The 22,238-nt window shown below is 76.3% G+C and carries 16 protein-coding genes and 1 riboswitch; of the genes, 5 read left to right on the plus strand and 11 right to left on the minus strand.

Annotated elements, in window-relative coordinates; genetic code table 11:
* Window positions 1–5 precede the first annotated feature (5 nt).
* The 4 genes from ngg to H7K62_RS00550 form a co-directional block, all read right to left on the minus strand.
* On the minus strand, window positions 6–1,781 hold the full coding sequence (ngg, locus tag H7K62_RS00535; protein WP_186715414.1) for an N-acetylglutaminylglutamine synthetase: 1,776 nt from the start codon (window positions 1,779–1,781) through the stop codon (window positions 6–8).
* Window positions 1,781–3,655, minus strand: coding sequence for an N-acetylglutaminylglutamine amidotransferase (locus tag H7K62_RS00540; protein WP_186715416.1), 1,875 nt, complete (start codon window positions 3,653–3,655; stop codon window positions 1,781–1,783). The genes ngg and H7K62_RS00540 overlap by 1 nt, the downstream gene beginning before the upstream one ends.
* A gap of 96 nt (window positions 3,656–3,751) precedes the next feature.
* Entirely contained in the window at window positions 3,752–4,177 is a 426-nt protein-coding gene (locus tag H7K62_RS00545) for an ATP-binding protein (protein WP_186715418.1), read from the minus strand.
* 99 nt (window positions 4,178–4,276) lie between these two features.
* Window positions 4,277–5,101 carry an exodeoxyribonuclease III gene (locus tag H7K62_RS00550; RefSeq protein ID WP_222436938.1) on the minus strand — a complete coding sequence of 275 codons (825 nt, stop codon included), beginning with the start codon at window positions 5,099–5,101 and terminating at the stop codon, window positions 4,277–4,279.
* 101 nt (window positions 5,102–5,202) lie between these two features.
* Here H7K62_RS00550 and H7K62_RS00555 point away from each other — a divergent pair, with 101 nt between their 5' ends.
* Window positions 5,203–7,227: a penicillin-binding transpeptidase domain-containing protein gene (locus tag H7K62_RS00555; protein ID WP_186715421.1), complete on the plus strand. Its 2,025-nt coding sequence runs from the start codon at window positions 5,203–5,205 to the stop codon at window positions 7,225–7,227.
* 87 nt (window positions 7,228–7,314) lie between these two features.
* The gene (locus tag H7K62_RS00560; RefSeq protein WP_186715423.1) at window positions 7,315–8,022 is read left to right on the plus strand and encodes an NAD(P)-binding oxidoreductase; all 708 of its coding nucleotides are present in this window, start codon (window positions 7,315–7,317) and stop codon (window positions 8,020–8,022) included.
* Between the two features lie 69 nt (window positions 8,023–8,091).
* On the opposite strand, the gene H7K62_RS00565 is transcribed toward H7K62_RS00560, so the two are convergent.
* A complete protein-coding gene (locus H7K62_RS00565) occupies window positions 8,092–9,153 on the minus strand; it encodes a 2,3-butanediol dehydrogenase (protein ID WP_186715425.1) in 1,062 nt (353 codons plus the stop codon).
* Window positions 9,153–11,069, minus strand: a complete 1,917-nt coding sequence (locus tag H7K62_RS00570) for a flavin-containing monooxygenase (protein WP_186715427.1) — start codon at window positions 11,067–11,069, stop codon at window positions 9,153–9,155. Before H7K62_RS00570 ends, H7K62_RS00565 begins: the two co-directional genes overlap by 1 nt.
* A gap of 213 nt (window positions 11,070–11,282) precedes the next feature.
* On the opposite strand from H7K62_RS00570, the gene H7K62_RS00575 reads away from it, so the two are divergent.
* The 3 genes from H7K62_RS00575 (at window position 11,283) to H7K62_RS00585 (ending at window position 15,708) form a co-directional block, all read left to right on the plus strand.
* Complete coding sequence (locus H7K62_RS00575) at window positions 11,283–12,545, plus strand: helix-turn-helix domain-containing protein (protein ID WP_186715436.1); 1,263 nt, start codon at window positions 11,283–11,285, stop codon at window positions 12,543–12,545.
* A 137-nt stretch (window positions 12,546–12,682) separates the two neighbouring features.
* Window positions 12,683–14,245, plus strand: coding sequence for a TldD/PmbA family protein (locus tag H7K62_RS00580; protein WP_186715442.1), 1,563 nt, complete (start codon window positions 12,683–12,685; stop codon window positions 14,243–14,245).
* On the plus strand, window positions 14,242–15,708 hold the full coding sequence (locus H7K62_RS00585) for a metallopeptidase TldD-related protein (protein WP_186715444.1): 1,467 nt from the start codon (window positions 14,242–14,244) through the stop codon (window positions 15,706–15,708). The genes H7K62_RS00580 and H7K62_RS00585 overlap by 4 nt, the downstream gene beginning before the upstream one ends.
* Before the next feature lie 31 nt (window positions 15,709–15,739).
* On the opposite strand, the gene H7K62_RS00590 is transcribed toward H7K62_RS00585, so the two are convergent.
* From H7K62_RS00590 to H7K62_RS00610, 5 genes are all read right to left on the minus strand, one after another.
* Complete coding sequence (locus H7K62_RS00590) at window positions 15,740–16,636, minus strand: ATP-grasp domain-containing protein (protein ID WP_186715446.1); 897 nt, start codon at window positions 16,634–16,636, stop codon at window positions 15,740–15,742.
* 206 nt (window positions 16,637–16,842) lie between these two features.
* The gene (locus tag H7K62_RS00595) at window positions 16,843–17,733 is read right to left on the minus strand and encodes a bifunctional methylenetetrahydrofolate dehydrogenase/methenyltetrahydrofolate cyclohydrolase (protein WP_186715448.1); all 891 of its coding nucleotides are present in this window, start codon (window positions 17,731–17,733) and stop codon (window positions 16,843–16,845) included.
* The gene (glyA, locus tag H7K62_RS00600) at window positions 17,733–19,049 is read right to left on the minus strand and encodes a serine hydroxymethyltransferase (RefSeq protein WP_370591535.1); all 1,317 of its coding nucleotides are present in this window, start codon (window positions 19,047–19,049) and stop codon (window positions 17,733–17,735) included. The genes H7K62_RS00595 and glyA overlap by 1 nt, the downstream gene beginning before the upstream one ends.
* A 62-nt stretch (window positions 19,050–19,111) precedes the next feature.
* Window positions 19,112–19,197, minus strand: a riboswitch (ZMP/ZTP riboswitch).
* A gap of 118 nt (window positions 19,198–19,315) precedes the next feature.
* Window positions 19,316–20,788, minus strand: coding sequence for a glucose-6-phosphate dehydrogenase (locus tag H7K62_RS00605; RefSeq protein ID WP_370591536.1), 1,473 nt, complete (start codon window positions 20,786–20,788; stop codon window positions 19,316–19,318).
* Window positions 20,789–20,859: 71 nt separating this feature from the next.
* Window positions 20,860–22,200, minus strand: a complete 1,341-nt coding sequence (locus H7K62_RS00610; RefSeq protein ID WP_222436847.1) for an MFS transporter — start codon at window positions 22,198–22,200, stop codon at window positions 20,860–20,862.
* Window positions 22,201–22,238: the final 38 nt, after the last annotated feature.

A 22,238-nucleotide genomic window follows, 5' to 3' on the forward strand; every position in this document is an offset into this window, starting at 1 on the left:
GCCGGTCACCGCCGGGTCTCGGGGAACAGGAGGTCCACGAAGCGCTCCGCGGTCGGCTGCGGCTCGTGGTTGGCCAGCCCCGGCCGCTCGTTCGCCTCGATGATCACGTACTCGTCGCCCTCGACGTCGGGCACGAGGAAGTCGAGCCCGGTGACGGGGATCCCGATGACCCGGCTCGCGCGCCGCGCCGCCTCCGCCACCACGGGGTGGAGCCGGTCGGTGACGTCGTCGATGGTGCCGCCGGTGTGGAGGTTGGCGGTGCGCCGCACCGGCAGCACCTCCCCGCGCGGGAGGACGTCGGCCAGGCGGTACCCGGCGGCGGCCACCACGGCCTCGGTGGTCTCGTCCAGGGGGATGGTGCTCTCCCCGCCGGTGGCCTGCGCGCGCCGCCGGGAGTGCCGGCGCACCAGCTCCGCGACGGAGTCACGCCCGGTGCCCACCACCTGCGCGGGGCGGCGCACCGCGGCGGCCACCACCTCGTGGTCGATGACGACGACGCGCAGGTCCTCCCCGTCGACGCGCTCCTCCACCACCACGTCCGGGCAGAACGCCAGCGCCCGGCGCACGGCCGCGACCAGGGCGTCGTCGTCGGCGACCCCGACGGTGATGCCCCGGCCCTGCTCGCCGCGGGCGGGCTTGACGACCACGTCGCCGACCTCGGCGAGCAGGGACCGCACGGGACGCAGGTCGTCGTCGCCGGCGCCCGTGGTCTCCGCGGCGCGCGGCACGCGCAGGCCGGCGCCGGCGAGGAGCCGGGAGGTGACGCGCTTGTCGTCGCAGCGGCTCATGGCGACGGCGCTGGTGAGCTCGGACAGCGACTCGCGGGTGAGGACGCTGCGCGCGCCGGAGGAGATCCGCAGCTCCCCCGACGGCGCGTCGGTGACCTCCACGCGCAGCCCGCGGCGCATGGCCTCGTCGGCGATGATCCGCGCGTAGGGGTTGACGTCGTCCAGGCCCGCCGGCCGCGGGGAGTAGAGCGCCTGGTTGATGGGGTTCTTGCGCTTGACGCAGACCGCCGGGGTGGGGGTGAACCCGAGCTTGCGGTACAGCGCGATGGCGCCGGTGTTGCTGTGCAGCACCGACAGGTCCAGGTGGGCGCGCCCGCGCGCCGCGTACCGCTCCGCGAGCCGGCGCACGAGGGCCTCCCCGGTGCCGGGGGGCGCGGCGTCGGGGTCCACGGCGAGGCACCACAGGCTGGCGCCGCCCTCGGGGTCCCCGAAGGCGAGCACGTGGTCGACGCCGGTGACGGTGCCGACCACGCGCGGCGGCTCCTGCCCGTCGTGCGCGCTGCGGCGCTGGTCCAGGGCCACGAGGTGGGTGAAGGTGCGGGTGCGCTGGTTGGCCCACATGGTGTCGACGTCGGCCTCCACCATGCGCGCCGTCGCGTAGATGCGGTTGACCTGCTCGAGCTCCTCGCGGGCCTGCACGGTGCGCACCTCGACGTCGCGGACCGCGTCACGGCGCTGGCGGTAGGAGTGCAGGTCGAGCCGGAACGTGTAGGACGGGTCCACGAACAGCTCGTGGGGGGAGGTGCCCACCAGCACCTGCGGGTCCGGGACGTAGCAGGCGATGTCGCGCTGGCCGCTGGCCTCGTCGCGCAGCGCGTCGAGCACCCCGCTGGGCTCGGCGAAGGTGCTGCCGAACACCAGCCGGCCCCACCCCATGTCGAGGACGACGTCGGGGTCGGTGCCGTGACGAGGGTGCCCGGTGCCGAGGTCCGGCCGTCGGGCGCGCAGCCCTGCCACCTGCCGGTGGCGGCGCAGCCCCGCGGTGCCCGCCATCAGGCGACCCCGTGCGTCTGCAGCCAGAGCTCCAGCAGACCCACCTGCCACAGGCGGTTGCCCTTGAGCGGGGTCAGCTCGGAGTTCGGGTCGGCGAGGAGCTCCGCCACGGCGGAGGGGCGGAAGAGCCCCCGCCTCCGGGCGGCGTCGGAGGACAGCGCGTCGCGCACGAGGTCGAGCACGCCGCCCTCGAGGTGCGTGAGCGCCGGCACCGGGAAGTAGCCCTTGGGCCTGTCGATGACCTCGCTCGGGATGGTGCGCCGGCCGATGGCCTTGAGGATGCCCTTGCCGCCGTCGGCGAGCTTGAGCTCCGGCGGGACCTGCGCGGCCAGGGTGACGAGGTCGTGGTCGAGGAAGGGCACCCGGGCCTCCAGGCCCCAGGCCATGGAGGTGTTGTCGACCCGCTTGACCGGGTCGTCCACGAGCATGACCTCGGTGTCGAGGCGCAGCGCTGCGTCGACGGCGGTGGCGGCGCCGGGACGGCCCAGGTGGGCTGCGACGAAGGCGCGGGACGGGTCGGGCCCGCCCTCGGCGAGCATCCCCTCCAGGACGCCGTCGCCGACCAGCCACGACATCCCTCCCGGTCCGTCGGGGCCGCGGTCGAAGAACGCGCGGGCGTACGTGCTGGTCGCGGCCTCGACGTCGAACCCGCCACCGGCCGCGGACGGCACCCGGCCCATCGGCGGGTACCAGTGGTACCCGGCGAAGACCTCGTCGGCGCCCTGGCCTGACTGCACCACGCGGATCTCCTGCGCCACCCGCTGGCACAGGAGGTCGAAGGCGACGACGTCGTGGCTGACCATCGGCTCGCTCATGGCGCCGACGGCGTGGCCGAGCGCGTCCACCAGCGACGGGCTGTCGACGGCGATCTTGTGGTGGTCCGTGCCGTAGTGCGCGGCGATGACGTCCGAGTACTGGAACTCGTCGCCCTCGCGGCCGCCGGCGGCGTCGAAGCCGATGGAGAAGGTGGCCAGGCCGGTCTGCCCCTCCTCGGCGAGCAGGCCGACGATGAGGCTGGAGTCGAGCCCGCCCGAGAGCAGCACCCCGACCGGCACGTCGGCCACGAGGCGGCGGCGGACGGCGGTGCGCAGCGCCTCCTCGACGGCGTCCTCCCAGTCGCGCGCGGTCCAGCCGGCCTTGGCGGGGTCGCGCTCGTAGGACGGCTGCCAGTAGACGCGGTCGCGGTAGCCGTCGGGCCCGCAGCCGGGCTCGTAGACGCGCACGGTGGCGGGCGGCAGCTTGCGCACCCCGCGCAGCAGGGTGCGCGGCGCGGGGACGACGGCGTGCCAGGACAGGTAGTGGTGCAGCGCCACCGGGTCGATGCTCGTGTCGAGGCTGCCGTCCCGGCGGCCGGCGGCCACCAGGGCCGGCAGGCTGGAGGCGAACCTCACGGCGCCGCGACTCTCGGCGAGGTAGAGCGGCTTGATGCCCAGCCGGTCGCGGGCCATGACCACGCGCCCGGTCCGCGGCTCGTGCAGGACGACGGCGAACATCCCCACGAGGTGGTCGACGACGTCCTCGCCCCACTCCCGGTAGCCCTTGAGGATCACCTCGGTGTCGGAGGTGGACCGGAAGCGGTGCCCCTTCGCCGTCAGCTCCTCCCGCAGCTGCGGGTAGTTGTAGATGCAGCCGTTGAAGACCGCGACGACCTCGTCGTCCGCGCTGCCGCCCTCGGGACGGTCCACCATCGGCTGGGCGCCGGCCTCGGAGAGGTCGATGATCGCCAGACGGCGGTGGGCGAGGGCCACGGGGCCGCGGGCCCACTCCCCCTCGCCGTCCGGACCCCGCGGCGCGAGGACCTCCGACATGCAGCGCACGGCGTCCGCGTCGGCCGAGGCGCCGTCGAACCTGAGCTCACCGGAGAGTCCGCACACCCCTGGCAGCCAACCGCGCCCGCGCCGCGAGCGCCAGCCGGTCGGGTGGATCGCCGTCCTGCGCACGGGGGACGCCGCCGCTGGCAGCGAGGTGGCTCAGCGGTCGAGGCGGTACCAGGCGACGCGCTGACCAGCGCCGCAGCGCACGTCCCAGGCGCTGGTGAGCATGTCGAGGAGCTGCTCGCTGTGGCCCGCGATCGCGGGCACGGGCTCCCCGGGGCGGCGCTCGGCAGCGGTGGTGACGGTCAGCTGCACCCGGCGGGGGCCCAGGGAGAGCTCGACGTGGAGGTCCTCTCCCGCGCCGTGGCGGACGCCGTCGGTGGCGAGCTCGGAGGCGAGCAGCACGGCCGCGTCGATGAGGGACCTGTCGGTCACGCCGTGGTCGGAGAGGGCGTCGTCCACGAGGAGGCGCACGTGGCCGACCGACGCGGGCACGCGCGCCATGGTCAGCTCGGCGACCGGCGCTCCCCCGGCCAGCAGGGTGACCGGCGCCAGCCCACCCCTCACCGCCCGCTCAGGCATGCCGACGACGGTAGCCCCGGACGGGCCGCCACGCCCGGTGACCGAGCAGGTCGGCGGCGTCCGAGCGCACCCGGTGTCCCCCGTCCGGTCAACACGGGGTCACCCGCCGTACACCGCGACGACGGGCGCGTGGTCGCTGAAGCGCTCGGCGTAGGTGGCGGCGCGGTCCACCTCGCAGGAGGTCGCGACGTCGGCCAGGCCGGGGGTCGCCCACTGCGCATCGATGCGCCAGCCGGTGTCGCGGTCGAAGGCCTGCCCCCGCCAGCTCCACCAGGAGTAGGGACCGTCCACGGGGCCGGCGAGCCGCCGGGCGACGTCCACCCACCCCTGCGCCGCCCAGCCGTCGAGGTGGGCACGCTCCTCCGGCAGGAAGCCGGCCTTCGTGAGGTTGCCCTTCCAGTTCCTGATGTCGAGCTCGGTGTGGGCGATGTTGAGGTCGCCGCAGACCACCGCCTGCGGACCGCCGTCCGCCGCGGCGGCGTGCAGCGCGGTCATGCGCGCGCCGACCGCGTCGAGGAAGGCCATCTTGTCGTCCTGCTTGGGGGTCCCCGCCTCACCGGAGTGGACGTAGACCGACACCACGGTCACGACGCCGCCGGGGCTGGACGGCACCTCGACGTCGAGCTCCACCCAGCGGCCGGCGCCGTCGAAGCGATCGTGCAGGGCGGTGCGCGCCTCCCCGGCGGGCAGCCGGGTGGCGACGGCGACGCCGGCGCGGCCCTTACTGCCCGCGTCGGTCGGCTCGACGTGCGCGACGTGCCAGCCGCCGCCCAGGGCCTCCTCCAGCAGGCCGGTGAGGGTGGCGTCGTCGGCGCGGACCTCCTGGAGCGCGAGGACGTCGGGGCGGCGCTGCTCCAGCCAGGCGGGCATGCCGCGGCGCACCGCCGCCCGGATGCCGTTGACGTTCACGGTGGCGAGGCTCAGGGGCACCCGCTGATCCTGCCCCACCCCGTGATCGCTCCCGAGGGGGCCGGGACCGGCCGTTCCCGCCGTGATGGGCCGCTGCCTCCGGTTGACTGCGCAGGGTGCCCGGTCGACGCGCAGCCGCCCCTGCTCCCCGCCCCGGGCGCAGACCCAGCCGGACCACCGCGCTGGTCGCCGCCGGGGTGGCCGTGGCGCTGGCGGCGGGCGGCACCGCCACCGCGCTGGTCTGGCAGGGGCGCGAGCGAGACCGCGACGACGCCGCGCGGGCGGCCGCGGTGGCGCTCGCCGCCGGCCTGGCGGCCGGAGACCTCGGCGGGGCGCGCCCGGTCGACGACGCCGGGGGCGCCGACCCCGGCGCGGCGACCGAGCTGGCGACGGTCCTGGAGGGGATGGACGGTCTGCGCCCGCAGGTGGCGGTGGCCTCCGTCGAGCGCGACGGGGAGCGGGCCACGGCACGGCTGGCCGTCACCTGGCCCGTGGGGCAGGGCTGGTCGTACACCACGCAGGCAGCCCTGAGGCCGCTGTCCTCCGGGGACGGGACCTGGGGGTCGGTCTTCACGCCCTCCGTGGTCGAGCCGAGCCTGTCGGCCACCGAGCGGCTGGCGGTGCAGCGCACGCCCGCGCAGCGCGGCCAGGTGCTGGGCCGCGACGGCGCCGCGATCGTCGCCGACTCCCCGGTGGTGGACGTCGGGGTGCAGCCGAGCCGCACCACCGACCCCTCCGGGCTGGCCACCCGGCTGGCCGCGCTGCTCGACGTGGACGGCGACGACCTCGCCCGCCGGGTCACCAGCGCCTCCCCGGACGCCTTCGTGCCCGTCATCACGCTGCGCCGCGCCGACTACGACGCGCTCAGCGCGCAGCTCAAGCCGCTGCCGGGCACGGTGTTCCGCGAGTCGACGCTGCCGCTGGCGCCGACCCCGGCGTTCGCCCGGGCGCTGCTCGGCAGGGTCGGGCAGGCGACCTCCGAGCTGGTGGGGTCCAGCGGCGGGCGCATCGCGGCCGGGGACACCACGGGCCTGTCGGGGCTGCAGCGCACGTACGACGAGCGCCTGGCCGGCACGGCCGGCACCACGGTCCAGGCCGTGCCCGACGAGGGCGCGCAGGGTGGGCCGCGGTCCCTGCTCACCGCCGACGCGGTGGCGGGGCGGCCCGTGCAGCTCTCCCTGGACGCCCGCGTGCAGCGGGCCGCCGACGCCGCGCTGGCCACCGCGAAGAGCAAGGACGCCCAGCCGGCCGCGGCGCTCGTCGCCGTGGACGTGCCCAGCGGTGACGTCCTCGCCGTCGCCAACACCCCCACCACCGGCGCGGACCGCGCCCTGACCGGGCGCTACCCGCCCGGGTCGACCTTCAAGGCCGTGACCACCACGGCGCTGCTGGCCACGGGCCTGGCGCCCGACCGGGTGGTGCCGTGCCCGGCGACGACGACGGTGGACGGGCGCAGCTTCCGCAACTTCGAGGGCGAGGCGCTGGGGTCCGTGCCCTTCGCCGTCGACTTCGCGCAGTCGTGCAACACGGCCTTCGTGGGCCTGGCCAGCCGGCTCGGCGCGCAGGACCTGCCCGACGCCGCCGCGGCGGTGGGGATCGGGGGCGGCTGGGCGAGCGGGCTCGGCGTGGACGCCTCCACCGGTGACGTGCCCGCCGACGACGACCCCGTGGCCCGGGCCGCCGCCTCCATCGGCCAGGGCACGGTCCTCGCCAGCCCGCTGGCCATGGCGGTGGCCGCCTCGACGATCGCCCGCGGGACCTGGACGGCGCCCCACCTCGTGCTGGACCCGGCTCCCGGGGCCGCCGAGGGCACGGGCACGTCCACCAGCTCTCCCACCAGCGCGTCCGCGGGCGCCGCGGCGGAGCCGCAGCCGGACGCCGCGCGCCTCGCCGTCGTCCGCGACCTCATGCGGCAGGTGGTGACCTCGGGCACGGCCAGCGCGCTGTCCGACGTGCCGGGCGCTCCCGTGCACGCCAAGACCGGCACCGCGGAGTACGGCTCCGGCGACACCCCGCCCACGCACGCCTGGGTGATCGGCTTCCAGGGCGACCTCGCGTTCGCGGTGCTCGTGGAGAACGGCTCCAGCGGCGGCACGACGGCGGTGCCGGTGGCCGAGACCTTCCTGCGGGCCCTGGCGTGATCCCCTGCCCCGTCCTCGCCCCTCGTTCCACCGGGGTGCTCGAGGCGCCGGGAGGCGCCGGGCGGCACCGGGGGGCACGCTGGAGGGGTGATCGTCGCTGTCGCCGGAGCCCACGGGCAGGTCGCCCGCCGTCTCGTCCGCCTCCTGGCCGAGGGCGGTGACGAGGTGGTCGGGCTGGTGCGCAACCCCGACCACGTCGACGACGTCCGGGCGGACGGCGCCCGCGCCGTCGTCGTGGACCTGGAGTCCGCCGACGTGGAGGACGTGGCGTCGGCGGTGTCCGGCGCCGACGCCGTGGTGTTCGCCGCCGGCGCCGGGGCGGGCAGCGGCGAGGCGCGCAAGGACACCGTCGACAGGGCGGCGGCGCTGCTCCTGGCCGACGCCGCGCAGGCGGCGGGCGTAGGGCGGTACGTGCTGGTCAGCTCCTACGGCGTGGACGCGGTCCGCGACGGCGCCACCCCCGACGGCGTGGACCCCGTGTTCGTGGCCTACCTGCGCGCCAAGCTCGCCGCCGAGGAGGACCTGCTGGCCAGGGCTGCGGCGGGGGCGTTCGAGCTGGTGGTGCTGCGGCCGGGTGGGCTCACGGACTCCCCGGGCACCGGCACCGTCTCGCTGGAGCGCTCCCTGCCGCGCGGGCAGGTCTCGCGGGACGACGTGGCGGCGGTGCTGGCGGCCCTGCTGCGGGCGACGTCGCTGCTGCCCGCCGAGGAGGGGCCGGTGCTGGAGCTGATGGCGGGCGACGAGCCCGTCGACGCCGCGGTGGCCCGCTCCCTGACGCCCGCCCCCGCCGCCTGACCCCGATCTCCGTGATCATGGGCGGTCGGCCACCTGGTGGCCGACCGCCCATGATCACGGAGCGGGTGGTCAGAGGGTGGGGCTGACGAGGATCTTCACCGCCGTCTCAGTGCGGTGGAGCAGGGTGTCGTAGCCGACGTCCACCAGCTCGTCGAGCCCGATGCGGTGGGTGATGAACGGCGCCAGGTCGACCTTCCCCTCCTGCACCAGGCGGATGGTGGCGGGGTGGTCGCCCGCGTAGCCGATGGTGCCGCGCAGGTCGACCTCCTTGAGCACCAAGGACTGGATGTCGAGCGAGGCGCGGTGCCCCCAGATCGACACGTTGACCACCACCCCGCCGGGCTTGACGGCGTCGACGAGGGTGTCGAGCACCGGCTGCACGCTGGAGCACTCGAAGCACACGTCGGCACCCCGCCCGCCGGTGAGCTCGCGGACCCGGTCGGCCACGGACCCGTCGCGCGGGTCGAGCACCTCCTCGGCCACGCCGGTGTCCCGCGCCTTGGCCTTGCGGGCCTCGCTGACCTCGGTGAGCAGCACCCTCAGCCCCTCGGCCCTCAGCAGCGCCGCCAGCAGCAGGCCGATGGGCCCCGCGCCGCCGACCAGCGCGACGTCACCGGCCCCCGCGCCGCTGCGGCGGTAGGCGTGGTGGCCGACCGCGAGCGGCTCGATGAGCGCCGCCTGGTCGAGCGGCACGTCCCCGACGGGGTGCACCCACCGCCGCTCCACCGCGATCCGCTCGGCCAGCCCGCCGCCGCGCCCGCCGAGCCCGATGAAGTTCATGTCGGGGCTCAGCTGGTAGCTGTCGTCGTCGCCGGTGGGTGTGCCGGGCCGCAGGATGTACGGCTCGACCACCACCGACTCCCCCACCCGCAGGTCGTCGACGCCCTCCCCCAGCGCGCTCACCACACCGGAGAACTCGTGGCCGATGACCAGCGGGGCGCTCTCCCCCGAGACCGGGTGCGGGTGCCCCGGTGCCGGGATGAAGATCGGGCCCTCGGTGTACTCGTGCAGGTCGGTGCCGCAGATGCCGCACCAGGCGACGTCGATCGCCACCGTCCCGGGCGCGAGCTCCGGGTCCGGCACCTCCTCGACCCGCACGTCCCCCCGGGCGTGCCACCTCGCGGCGCGCATCAGCGGGTGTGGTGCACGGGCGCGAGCTCGTGCACGGGGGTGTCCAGCCCCTCGTAGCGGGCCTTGAGCTGCAGCGACAGGTACAGGGAGTAGTGCCGCGACTGGTGCAGGTTGCCGCCGTGGAACCACAGGCCCTCCTGCTGGGTGGGCTTCCACATGTTGCGCTGCTCGCCCTCCCACGGGCCGGGGTCCTTGGTGGTGTCCGAGCCGAGGCCCCAGACCTTGCCGACCCGGTCGGCGACCTCCGGGGAGATGAGGTCGGCGGCCCAGCCGTTCATCGACCCGTAGCCGGTGGCGTAGACGACGAGGTCCGCCGGCAGCCGCTTCCCCTCCGGGGTGCCGTCGTCGAGCACCACGGCGTCCTCCACGAGCTCCCGCACCGGCTCGTGCACCACGGCCACGCTGCCGTTCGCGATGAGCTCGCTGGCGCCCACGTCGATGTAGTAGCCCGAGCCGCGGCGCAGGTACTTCATGAACAGGCCGGAGCCGTCGTCGCCGAAGTCCAGCCAGAACCCGGCGGCCTCGAGCCGGTCGTAGAAGTCGCGGTCGCGCCGCTCGATCTCCTGGTACAGCGGGATCTGGAACTCGTGCATGATCTTGTACGGCAGCGAGGCGAAGACGAGGTCGGCCTTCTCCGTGGTGACCCCGTTCGCGAGGGCCTCCTCGGAGTACAGCGCCCCCAGCCCGACCTCCATGAGCGAGTCCGACCTCACGATGTGCGTGGAGGACCGCTGCACCACCGTCACCTCGGCCCCGTGCTCCCACAGGGCGGCGGCGATGTCGTGCGCGGAGTTGTTCGCCCCGATGATCACGGCCTTCTTGCCGCGGTAGGCGTCGGGGCCGGGGTGGGCGCTGGAGTGGTGCTGGTCCCCGCGGAAGGTCTGCGCGCCGGGGAAGGTGGGCACGTTCGGCTTGCCGGACATGCCGGTGGCGAGCACCAGCTCGGTGGGTCGCAGGACGACGTGCTGGACGCCGTCGCTGGTCGTCCGCTCGAGGTGCACCTCCCAGGTGCCGCTGTCGGTGTCGCGGCGGGCGGAGGTGACGCGGGTGGAGCCCCAGTAGTCGACCTCCATGACCCGCACGTACATCTCGAGCCAGTCGCCGATCTTGTCCTTGGGGGCGAAGACCGGCCAGTTCCGCGGGAACGGCAGGTAGGGCAGGTGGTCGTACCAGACCGGGTCGTGCAGGCACAGGCTCTTGTAGCGTCCGCGCCACTGGTCGCCGGGGCGCTCGTGGGCGTCGACGACGAGGGCGGGCACGTCCAGCTGGCGCAGCCGCGCGCCCAGCGCGATGCCGCCCTGCCCACCGCCGACGACGAGGACGTGCGGCTGGCGGTCCTCCCCCCAGCCCTCCTGGCTCGCGTCGCGGCGCTCGCGCCACGAGGTGCGGTCGCGCTGGACGCCGTGCTCGGCGCCGCGCGGACGGCGCCCGTCCTGGTGCTCCTCGAAGCCCTTCAGCTCGTAGAGGGTGGTGAGCAGCGTCCACGCGACGTCGCGCTGGCCGCCGCCCTCGCCGTCATCGTCCTCCTCCACCAGCCGCAGCAGGCCCTTGCCGCGGCCGACCTCCGTCTCGAAGGTGATCCAGGCCTCGACGGTGGGGCGGCCGTCGGGTGCGGCGGCGTCGGTGGCGGGCTCGCTGGTGGAGAAGCTGCGCGCGCCGGTGCGCGCCGCGGTGGCGCGCACGCGCTCGGCGACCTGGCCGCGCCCCTCGGCGGTGGTGATGTTCCAGGTGAAGGCCACGAGGTCCCGCCAGTAGGAGTCGGTGGCGAAGAGGTCGGCGACGGCGTCGGCGTCCGCGCGCCCGAGCGCCGCCTCGAAGGCGGCGAGCCAGGCGTCGGCGCGCTGCTGGGCGGTGGGCTCCCCGCCGGCGGCCTGCTCGCGCAGGTCCACCTCGGGGTGGTCGAGGGTCTGGCTCATCGGTGAGCGCCTCCCGTGGGTGCGTGCTGCCGCCGGCTCCGCTGCCGGCGGCGACACCACCGAGGCTGCGCCCGCCTCGGCGGCCCGCGCAGGGGTTGCAGCGGGGGTTGCAGGCCGGGTTGCAGCCCTGGACGGCCGCACCCCGCGGACCGCAGGGTGGTGCTGCTGCGCGGTCCGGTCGAGGAGGACCGGACGCGCCGCAGAGGAGGTCTCGTGACGCACAGCGCCGGGCAGAGCGCGCTGCCCGCCGGGAGCGACCCGCGCGAGCACGCGCGGGCGCTGCACCGGATCCGGCTGCAGGCGCTGTCCGGGGCCGAGCCGCCGCAGGCGGCCCGGACGGTCATCGGCGCCTCCTGGCGCCGGGCCCGCCGCCGGGGCCTCGACCCGGGGCAGGCCGCCGAGGTGCCGCCGCTGGTGGGCGCTGACCTGACGCAGCGCCGCGCCGCGAGCGGGCTGGAGCCGCTGATGCCGCTGCTGCGCACGCGGCTGCTGCCCGCTGCGGAAGCCGCCGGCCAGATCATGGTGGTCGCCGACGACGAGGGCCGGGTCCTGTGGCGCGAGGGCGGACCCGACGTGCGCCACCGCGCGGACCGGCTCGGCTTCGTCGAGGGGTCGGCGTGGGACGAGTCCACCGTGGGCACCAACGCCATCGGCACCTCGATCGTCACCGGCGAGGCGGTGCACGTCTTCGGCGCGGAGCACTACGCCGAGTCCCACACCCCGTGGACCTGCGCGGCAGCGCCCCTGCACGACCCGGTGACCCGGGCCCCGCTGGGGGTGGTGGACCTGTCCGGGCCCGCGCACACGGTGCACCAGAGCACCGTGTCGCTGGTCGACGCGGTGGCGCGGCTTGTGGAGCTGGAGCTGCGCGCCGAGTCCGACGCCCGCCTGGCGGCGCTGCGGGAGGTCGCGGAGCCGGTGCTGGCGCAGGTGGGCGGGCCCGCCGTCGTCGTCGCCCCCGACGGCGCCACCGCGGCGGCGCGCGGGGTGGAGGTGCCCGGCCGGGTGTGGCTGCCGACCGGGCTGCAGCCGGGTGCGCTGTGGCTGCCGGCGCTGGGCGCGTGGACCGCGGAGCCGCTGCCGGGCGGCTGGCTGCTGCGCCCGCGCGCGGGCTCAGCGGCGGACGGCGACGGGGACGACGACGGCGCGGCCGCCACCGGCGTGGTGCTGGACCTGCGCTCGCGCCCGGCGCGGCTGCGGGTGGCCGGCGGCGACGGCGCGTGGGAGCACCGGCTCACCCCGCGGCACACCGAGCTCGTGGCGGCGCTGGCGGCGCACCCGGAGGGGCTGAGCGCCGCGCAGCTGGCGACGGAGGTGTTCGGGGACGCCGCGCGCACCGTCACGGTGCGGGCGGAGCTGTCGCGGCTGCGGCGGGCGCTGGGACCGCTGCTGGCGCACCAGCCGTACCGCCTGGCCGTCCCCTGCACCACCCTCCCCCACCGTGATCATGGACGTTCTGCCCACGACCCCTCGTGATCATGGGCGTGGTGCACGTCCGCTGCGCAGAACGCCCATGATCACGGCCAGTGGTGCGCACAACGCCCATGATCACGGGGCGTGCGGGGGTGGGGTGGGGGTGCCTGGCGCGCGCGGCGGGGGCAGGGTGGAGCGCGATGCTCAGCACAGCCAGCCCCGCCGGTGCCGCCGGCTCCGCGACGGCCACGCCGCCCCCCACCGCCACCAGCGCTCCGCCCGACGCCGTGCCCTCGGCGGCCTTCGACCTGGCGAGCGCCGCCGTCAAGGCCGCGCTCGCCGCGGGCGCCCGGTTCGCCGACGCCCGCGTGGTCGACCGCCGGCACGAGGCGCTGACCGCCCGCGACGGCGACCTGCGCCAGCTCTCCCAGACCACCGAGGCGGGCCTCGGCGTGCGCGCGCTGGTCGGTGACGGCTGGGGCTTCGCCGCGCTGGCCGACCCGACCGGCGAGCGCGACGCCCGCGCCACGGGTGAGCGCGCCGTCGCCGTCGCCCGGGCCAGCGCCGCCGTCCGCGCACCGGGAGCTGGGCGCGTGGAGCTGCTGCCCGTGCCGCCGCAGCGCGGCGGCTGGAGCAGCGGCTGCGCGCGCGACCCGTTCGAGGTCCCGCTGGCGGAGAAGGCCGACCTCCTCGTGGGCGTCACCCGGGCCATGCGGAGCGCCGGCGGCTCCGTCATCGGCGTCGCCGAGGCGCTCTCCGCGGCGTGGGACACCCGCACCGCCTACGTCTCCAGCGAGGGCGCCCGGGTCGGGCAGCACGTGCGCGAGACCGGTGCGGGCATGCACTGCCTGGCCCTGGGCGAGCACGAGGTGCAGCGCCGCTCCTACCCGGCCTTCCGCGGCCAGTACGGCACCCGCGGGTGGGAGCTCGTGGACGAGCTCGACCTGCCCGCCCACGCCGACCGGATCGCGGAGGAGGCCGCCGCCCTGCTCAGCGCGCCGCTGTGCCCGAGCACCGAGACCACGCTCCTGCTCGGCGGGGAGCAGATGAGCCTGCAGATCCACGAGTCGGTGGGCCACGCCATCGAGCTGGACCGCATCCTCGGGTGGGAGGCGGCCTACGCGGGCACGTCCTGGCTGGACCTGTCACGGCTCGGGGACCTGCGCTTCGGCTCCGAGCTCATGACCATCACCATCGACCCGACCATCCCGGGCGCGCTCGGCTCGTTCGGGTACGACGACGAGGGCACGCCGGCCGCCCCGCGCGACGCGGTGCGGAACGGGATCTGGACGGGCGTGCTGGCCGGACGCGACTCCGCCGCGCTGGCCGGGTACGACCACGCCGGCTCCGTGCGCGCCGACGGCTACGGCCGCCTGCCGATGGTCCGGATGACCAACGTGGGCCTCGAGCCCGGGCCGCACTCGCTGGAGGAGATGGTCGCCGCCACCGACGACGGCGTGCTCATGGAGCACAACAGGTCCTGGTCGATCGACGACAAGCGGCTCGACTTCCAGTTCGGCTGCGAGATCGGCTGGGAGGTGAAGGGCGGGCGGCGCGGCCGGATGCTGCGCAACCCCTCCTACACGGGCACCGGCCCGGTGTTCTGGAACAGCCTGGACATGCTGGCCGGCCGCGAGCCCGGCGAGTGGCGGGCCTGGGGCACGCCCAACTGCGGCAAGGGCCAGCCGGGCCAGGTCGGGCACACCGGCCACGGGGCCGCGCCCGCCCGGTTCACCGGCGTGCGGGTGGGGGTGCGCGGATGAGCGCCCAGCACGTGGACCAGCAGCTGGACGCCGTCGTCGAGCGGGTGCTCGACGAGGTGCGCCGCCAGGGCGGCGCGGCGGCGGGGCCGGTCGAGGCCACCGCCCGCGCCGACCACCACCGCCTGGCGCTCACGCGCTTCGCCGGCTCGGGGATCCACCAGAACACCGAGGACGACCGGACCACCGTGCACCTGCGCGTCGCGCTGGACGGCGGCCGCAGCGCGTCCGTCTCGACCACGAGGACGACGACGACGGCGCTCGCGGACCTGGTGTCCGCTGCGCTGGCCGCCGCGCGGCTGAGTCCGCGCGACGCCGCCTGGCCCGGGCTGTCCGGGCCGGCGCCCGTGCCGGCCGGGGCGGGCCCCGACGACGCCACCGCGGCCGCCGGCCCCGCCGAGCGGGCGGCCCTCGTGGCGGCGTTCGTCGAGGCCGCCGGAGGGCTGGAGACCGCCGGGTACGCGCAGACCACCGTGCTGACCAGCGCGATCGCCGACACCGCCGGGCTTCACGCCCGCGCCACCGCCACGGGGGCGGTGGTCGACGGCATCGCGCGCGCCCTGCCGGCGCCGGGCCTGGACGGTGGCCCCGGGCCGTCAGGTGACGCCTCCTTCCGCGCCGACGGCGTCGGCAGGGCTGCCGTCCGCGCCCTGGCCGACCTCGACGCCGCCGCCCTCGGGGCGCGCGCCGCGCGCCGCGCCCGGGCGCAGGCGGCCCCGGCCCAACCGCTGCGCCGCGGTGAGCTGCCCGTGGTGCTGGAGCCGTCAGCGGTGCTCGACGTCGTGGCCGGACTGCTGAGCTCCACCTTCAGCGGGCGGGGGCTGGTCGAGGGGACGAGCGGGGCCCGGCTCGGCGAGCAGCAGCTCGACCCGTCGCTGACGCTGCTGGACGACCCGCTCGACCCGGCGTCCACAGCGCTCCCCTTCGACACCGAGGGCACCCCGGCGGTGCGCACCGAGCTGGTGCGCGACGGCGTGCCTCGGGCGGTCACCACCGACCGGCGCACCGCCGCGGCCCTGCGCGCGACCGGCAGCAGCCACCGGGGGCTGCCGACGACCGCGGGCGCCCACGACGCCAGCGACACCTGGGGGCCGGCGGCGCAGGCACCGGTGCTCTCCTGCGGCGGCGGTGGCTCGGTCGAGGACCTGGTCGCCGGCCTGGAGCACGGGCTGCTCGTGTGCGACCTCTGGTACACGCGGCTCGCGGAGGCGCGGCGCTCGGTGTGGACCGGGCTGACGCGCAACGGGACGTTCCTCGTGCGCGACGGCGAGGTGGTCGGGCCGGTGGGCGTGCTGCGGTTCACGCAGTCCTACCTCGAGGCGCTCTCCCCCGGCGCCGTGAGCGTCGGCTCCCAGGCCGAGGCGCTCCCCCGCGCGCTCGCCCCGATGGCCTGGCAGACGGCGCGGGTCGTGGTCCCGCCGCTGCGCCTGGCGCGCTGGAACGTCACCGGGGGCGCGGCCACCTGATCCCCGGCCGCCCCCGCCGCCCCCGCCGTGGTCACGGAGCGGCGGCGAGCAGGGCGGCCACCAGCGCGGCCGGGTCGGTGGAGCGGGGACGGTCGCTGACCTGGCCGTCGCCCAGCTCCACCACGCGCCAGGCGCCGTCGTCGCGCTGGACCACGTCGACGGTCACGAACGGCAGCGCGAGCGCGCTGACCAGCGGCTCGACCAGCGAGAGGTCGGGCTGGACGGTCACGTCGCCATCGCCATCGCCGTCGCCATCGCCGTCGGGGTGGGGCGTGAGGAGCGCGCAGCGCGTCCCGGAAGGGCCGGTGGTCCACCAGGTGCGCGTCTCCGGGCCCGTGAAGCGCTCGAAGCGGCGCAGCACGAGCCCGCCGGTGAGGTCGTCCCCGCGCAGCTCCAGGAAGCGCGAGGCGACCCGCCGGACGGCAGCGGCGTCGGCGGCGTCGGGCACGAAGGCCGCCTCGTCCCAGGAGTGCTTGAGGGACTTGGTCCAGTCGCGCAGCACCGCCGGAACGGGCCCCAGCGCGGCACCGGCGGCGATGACGGCGTCGAGGTCCGCGCCGGTGGTCCAGCGGGAGCGCGGTGTCACCGGCGCTAGCGCGTCGACCCACCCGGGCAGCTCGTGCGCGGTGCGGTACTGGTCGGCCGAGGTGCGCAGCTGGACGCCGCGCTCGGCGAGCGCGCCCTCCAAGGCGTCGTAGTGCTCCGTGCGCAGCATCCACCCGCGGTAGACGGCGTCCGCGGCGTCGTCGTCCTCGACGGCGGCGCGGCGCACGCGGCGCACGCCCTCGGCGGCGTCACCGCGCGCCAGGGCGTCGTGGTCGACCAGTGCCACCGCCGCCCCCGCCTCGCGGGCGGCCCGGGCCTCGGCGGCGAGGTGCTCGTCGGGGCGGCGCGGGTCGACGGGGTCGCACGGGACGAGGAGCAGCACGCGCCCGATCCTGGCCCACCCGTTCCGACGGGCGCGAGGCGCCGACCGCCCGCGTGGTCGCGGTCCCCGTGATCATGGACCTCCCGCGCAGGCCCTCGACGACGAAGACCCCCGGCGACGAGCACCGGGGGTCTTCGTGCGCGGGAAGCCCATGATCACGGTCGGAAGGTGCACCGGAAGTCCATGATCACGGACGGGGGTGGTGGTCAGCGGCGGGCGGCGAGCGCCCTCTCGGCGGACTCCACGACGTTGGTGAGCAGCAGCGCCCGCGTCATGGGCCCGACACCGCCGGGGTTCGGGGACAGGTGCCCCGCGACCTGCGCGACGTCGGGGTGGACGTCCCCCAGGAGGCGGCTCTTCCCGGTCTGCTCGTCGAGGGCGCGGGTCACCCCCACGTCGAGCACGGCGGCGCCCGGCTTGACCATGTCGGCGGTGATGAGGTGCGCCGATCCCGCGGCGGCCACCACGACGTCGGCGCGGCGGACGTGCTCGCCGAGGTCCTTGGTGCCCGTGTGGGTGAGGGTCACGGTGGCGTCCACCCCCCGCCGCGTCAGCAGCAGGCCGATGGAGCGGCCCACCGTGGTCCCCCGGCCGACGACGACGACGTGCGCGCCGCGCAGCGGCACCCCGGCCCGCTCGAGCAGGTCGAGGCAGCCGCGCGGAGTGCACGGCAGCGGAGAGTCGATCGGGCCCGACAGCCGCAGCACGAGCCGCCCCAGGTTGGTGGGGTGCAGCCCGTCGGCGTCCTTGGCGGGGTCGATGAGCTCGAGCACCCGCTGCTCGTCGAGGCCCTTCGGCAGCGGCAGCTGCACGATGAAGCCGGTGCAGGCCGGGTTCTCGTTGAGCCGGGTGATGGCGGCCTCGACGTCGGCCTGGGCGGCGTCGGCGGGCAGGTCCTCGCGGATCGAGGCGATGCCCACCTCCTCGCAGTCGCGGTGCTTGCCCGCCACGTAGACCTGGCTGCCCGGGTCGTCTCCGACGAGCACGGTGCCGAGGCCGGGCCGCAGCCCGGCCTCGGCGAGGCGGGCGACCCGCTGGCGCAGGTCGTCCTTGGTGCTCGCCGCGGCGGCCCTGCCGTCGAGGAGCTGCGCGACCATCAGGCGCCGGTCTCGCCCGCGGCGCCGGCCGCGGGCAGGCCGGGGTAGAGCGGGAACGCCTCGGTGAGGCTGCGGACGCGCTCGCGCAGGGGCGCCACGGGGGCGGCCGGGTCGAGGGCGCCGGCGATGATGTCGGCGACCTCGGTGAACTCGGTGGCCCCGAAGCCGCGGGTGGCCAGGGCGGGCGTGCCGATGCGCAGGCCGGAGGTGACCATCGGGGGGCGCGGGTCGAACGGCACCGCGTTGCGGTTGACCGTGATGCCGGCCTCGTGGAGGCGGTCCTCGGCCTGCTTGCCGTCCAGCTCGGAGCGGCGCAGGTCGACCAGGGCGAGGTGCACGTCGGTGCCACCGGTGAGCACGGAGGCGCCGACCGCGTCGACGTCGGGCTCGAGCAGCCGGTTCGCGATGATCTTGGCGCCCTCCAGGGTGCGCTGCTGGCGCTCCTTGAACGCCTCGCTCGCGGCGATCTTGAAGGCGACGGCCTTGCCGGCGATGACGTGCATGAGCGGGCCGCCCTGCTGGCCGGGGAAGACCGCGGAGTCGATCTTCTTGGCGTGCTCGGCGCGGCACAGGATGACACCGGAGCGCGGGCCGGCCAGGGTCTTGTGCACGGTGGAGGTCACGACGTCGGCGTGCGGCACCGGGTTGGGGTGCAGCCCGGCGGCCACGAGACCCGCGAAGTGCGCCATGTCCACCATGAGCAGCGCGCCGACCTCGTCGGCGATCTCGCGGAAGGCGGCGAAGTCGAGCTGGCGGGAGTAGGCCGACCAGCCGGCGATGATGAGCTTGGGACGGCGCTCGAGGGCGACCTTCCGCACGACGTCCATGTCCACGAGGAAGGTCTCGGGGTCCACGCCGTAGCTGGCCACGTCGAACAGGCGGCCGGAGAAGTTGATCTTCATGCCGTGCGTGAGGTGGCCGCCGTGGGCCAGCTCCAGGCCGAGGATGGTGTCACCCGGACGGATCAGCGCGTGCATGACGGCCGCGTTGGCCTGGGCGCCGGAGTGCGGCTGGACGTTGGCGTGCTCGGCGCCGAAGAGCGCCTTGGCGCGCTCGCGGGCCAGCTCCTCGGCCACGTCGACCTGCTCGCAGCCGCCGTAGTAGCGGCGACCGGGGTAGCCCTCGGCGTACTTGTTGGTGAGCACCGACCCCTGGGCCGCCATGACCGCGCGGGGCGCGAAGTTCTCGCTGGCGATCATCTCGAGGGTGTCCTGCTGGCGGCGGAGCTCCCCGTCCAGGACGGCGGCGATCTCCGGGTCGACCTCGGCCAGCGGGGCGTCGGTGAGGGACTGGGCGGGCAGAGCGGTCTGCGTCACGGGGCGCTCCTCGCGGTTCAGCGGCGGTTCGGCGGCGGTCGGGCTGCGGTCGGCTCACGTCGCGAACGGGCCCAGGCGGACGACCCGATCGGCTGCTCTCCCGCCGCTCCCCGGTGGTGACCCACCTTCGCCAGTCGCGACGCCGCCAGGGTAGACGGCGAGCACCCTCCCGGTCGACTCCCTTCCCGCAGCGCCGTGACGCCGGGTCGCCGCTGCCCGCCCCGGCGGGGCGGGCAGCGGCGACCCTTGACCTTCAGACTGTTGTATCAGTCATCCAGGCTGTTCTGCGAGAGCCAGCCGTGGGGGGCCGCGATCTCCTTGGCCGCCTCGGGACCCCAGGACCCGGGGGCGTAGGGCTGCACCTGCGGGCGGTTGTCCAGCAGCGGCGCCGCCACGCGCCAGGCCTCGCGCAGGCCGGTCGCCGTGGTGAACAGCGCCCGGTCACCCGCCAGCACGTCCCGCAGCAGCGAGGCGTACGCGGGCAGCGGCTCGGCGCGGGGCAGGTCCTCGAGGTCGAGCAGGAGCGAGCCGGCCACCAGGTCGCCCGGGGCCCCGGGGCGCTGGGCCGTCACGGTGGCCGCCACGGTGCCGTTGCCGGCCAGGGAGAACGCGATGGTCTCCGGGCGCGGCGGGCGCTCGCCGAACCCGCGGGTCTGCGGGCGGCGCAGCACCAGCGTCACGTGCTGGTGGCTCTCCTTGAGCTGCTTGCCGGTGCGCAGCAGGAAGGGGACGCCCTCCCAGCGGTCGTTGTCGATCCAGACCTTGGCGGCCACGAAGGTGTCCGTCTGGGAGTCGTCGTCGACCTCCTCGATGTCCCGGTAGCCCTCGACCTGGCCGAGCACGGCCTCGGAGGGGTCCATGGGGCGGAAGTCCTTGAGCACCGCCTCGCGAGCCTCCAGCAGCGCCTCCGGCGAGGCGTCGGCCGGGGGCTCGAGCGCCACCTCCGCCATCACCTGGAGCTGGTGGGTGACGAGCATGTCCAGGGTGGCGCCGGTCTCGTCGTAGAAGCCGGCGCGGTTGCTCACCCCGAGGGTCTCCGGGATGTCGATCTGCACGGCGGCCACGTGGTAGCGGTTCCAGACCTGCTCGAGCAGGCGGTTGTTGAAGCGCAGCACGTGCAGCTGCTGGGTCGCCTCCTTGCCGAGGAAGTGGTCGATCCGGAAGACGCGCTCCTCGGGGAAGATCGACAGGACCAGCTCGTCGAGGCGCTCGAAGCTCTCGGAGTCGGTGCCGAAGGGCTTCTCGTAGACCACCCGCGCGCCCTCGGCCAGGCCGTGCGCGTCCAGCGCCTTCGTGTACGGCTCGAAGGTCGAGGGGGGCAGCGCGATGTAGTGCACCAGCTGCACGTCGTCGCCGCCGCCGAGGTCGTCCTTCGCCTCGGCCACCACGTCGGCCAGCTCGCCCGGGTCGGACTCGGTGAACCCGCCGCCGGCGAAGCGCAGCGAGGAGGAGAAGCCGCGCCACTGGCGCCCGCTCAGGCCGGTCTTGGCGTCGTCCAGCACCTTCTTGACGTGCTCGCGGAACTCGTCGTGGGTCTGGTGCCCGCGCCCGTTGCCGATGAGGCGCCAGTTGTCGGGGAGCAGCCCGTGCTTGGCGAGCGCTCCGAAGGCGGGCAGCACCATGCGCGCCGCGAGGTCTCCCGTGGCGCCGAAGAGGACGAAGACGGTGGGGGTGGAGACCGCGGTGGGCGTGGCCGCACCGTGGTCGTCGGTGGAGGTCTCGGACGATGCGTCGGTCACGACCAGCCACCGTATTCGGCCCCGGCGCGGCGCGCCCGCTCCCCGGGCCGGACATCGGGCGGAGGGGCTGCTCAGACCGGTGCCGGCTCGCGCCGGGGCACCCCCGCCGTGCCCGTCGCCAGCAGCACGGCCACGGCGGTCAGCAGCACGAGCAGCGGCGCCGTCCACCCGCCGCTCGCGTCGTGCGCGGCGCCCACCACCACCGGTCCCAGGGCACCGGCCAGGTAGCCGCCGCCCTGCACCAGCGCCGAGGCGGCCCGCACGTCGGCGGGACCGCCCGCGCGGCCTGCCCGCACCTCGCGGCCGCGGGCCACCGCTGAGACCAGCACCACGGTGATCCCGCCGCCCTGGGCGGCCCCCGCGAGCGCCGCCCAGCACCACCACAGCTGCGGCGCCAGCAGCAGCCCGAGCGGCAGGGTGGCCCAGCCGGCGCAGACCAGCCACAGCGCGACGCGGGGGCGGGCGGTGGCGCGCAGCACGGCGGGCACCCCGAACGCCCCGACCACGGCGGCCACCTGGAAGACGGCGGCGCTCACCCCGGCGGCCTCGGGGCCGGCGCCGAGCCGGTCGGCGAGCAGCTCGGGCAGCCAGGCCGTGGTGCCGTAGTAGGAGAACGACTGCGCGGCGCAGGCGGCCACCAGCAGCCAGGTGGTGGCGCGCCGGCGGACGGGCACGGGGTGGGGGTCGAGGCGCCCGCCGTCGGCGCGGCCGGCGCGGCCCGCGCGGTCCGTGCGGCCGGTGCGGTCGGACCCGGCCGGCGCGGTCCCCGGGCCGCCGCGGGAGCGGCGGTGGGCCCGCAGGACGACGACGGCGGCGACCACGGCCAGCACCGCCCACACCGCCGTGGCGGTCCGCCAGCCCAGGGGGACGGCGACCAGCGGCGTCACGGCGGTGGTGAGGGCGCTGCCCACGTTGAAGGACGCGGCGTACAGCGCGGTGACGAGGCCGACGGCGCTGGGGAAGTCCTCCGAGATGAGCACGGGCATCGCGATGTTGCCGATGGTGATGGCCATCCCCAGCACCACGGTGCCGGCCAGGGCCGCGGGGTAGCCGCCCGCGGAGCGCACGAGGGTGCCCAGCAGCACCCCGCCGAGGCAGGCGAGCACGGCGGTCCGCAGCCCGAACCGGGCGGTCACCCACGCCCCGAAGGGGGTGGCGGCGCCGAAGCAGAGCACCGGGAGCGTGGTCAGCAGCCCCACGGCGCCGGCGCTGACCGCCAGGTCCGAGCGCAGCTCCACCGCGACCGGCGGCAGCGCCGCCAGGGGGCCGCGCACGTTGAGCGCCACGAGCACCACGGCCGCGAGGGCGAGGACCGGCAGAGCCGACGCCCGCGAGCGGGCGGCGCCCCCCGCCAGCGGGGAGGGGGCGGGCGGCTCCGGCGGACCGGTGTCCGCCCGGGAGGGGTGGGGCACCCCCTGACGCTAGGCGGACCGGACGCCCCCCGCGCTGG

The organism is Quadrisphaera sp. RL12-1S, from assembly GCF_014270065.1.
In the GTDB taxonomy this organism is placed as follows: domain Bacteria; phylum Actinomycetota; class Actinomycetes; order Actinomycetales; family Quadrisphaeraceae; genus Quadrisphaera.

Coding starts and splice junctions, on each gene's coding strand:
- ngg (WP_186715414.1), bottom strand. CDS start 1,781: ATGGCGGGCACCGCGGGGCTGCGCCGCCACCGGCAGGTGGCAGGGCTG.
- H7K62_RS00545 (WP_186715418.1), bottom strand. CDS start 4,177: ATGCCTGAGCGGGCGGTGAGGGGTGGGCTGGCGCCGGTCACCCTGCTG.
- H7K62_RS00565 (WP_186715425.1), bottom strand. CDS start 9,153: ATGCGCGCCGCGAGGTGGCACGCCCGGGGGGACGTGCGGGTCGAGGAG.
- H7K62_RS00570 (WP_186715427.1), bottom strand. CDS start 11,069: ATGAGCCAGACCCTCGACCACCCCGAGGTGGACCTGCGCGAGCAGGCC.
- H7K62_RS00580 (WP_186715442.1), top strand. CDS start 12,683: ATGCTCAGCACAGCCAGCCCCGCCGGTGCCGCCGGCTCCGCGACGGCC.
- H7K62_RS00585 (WP_186715444.1), top strand. CDS start 14,242: ATGAGCGCCCAGCACGTGGACCAGCAGCTGGACGCCGTCGTCGAGCGG.
- H7K62_RS00595 (WP_186715448.1), bottom strand. CDS start 17,733: ATGGTCGCGCAGCTCCTCGACGGCAGGGCCGCCGCGGCGAGCACCAAG.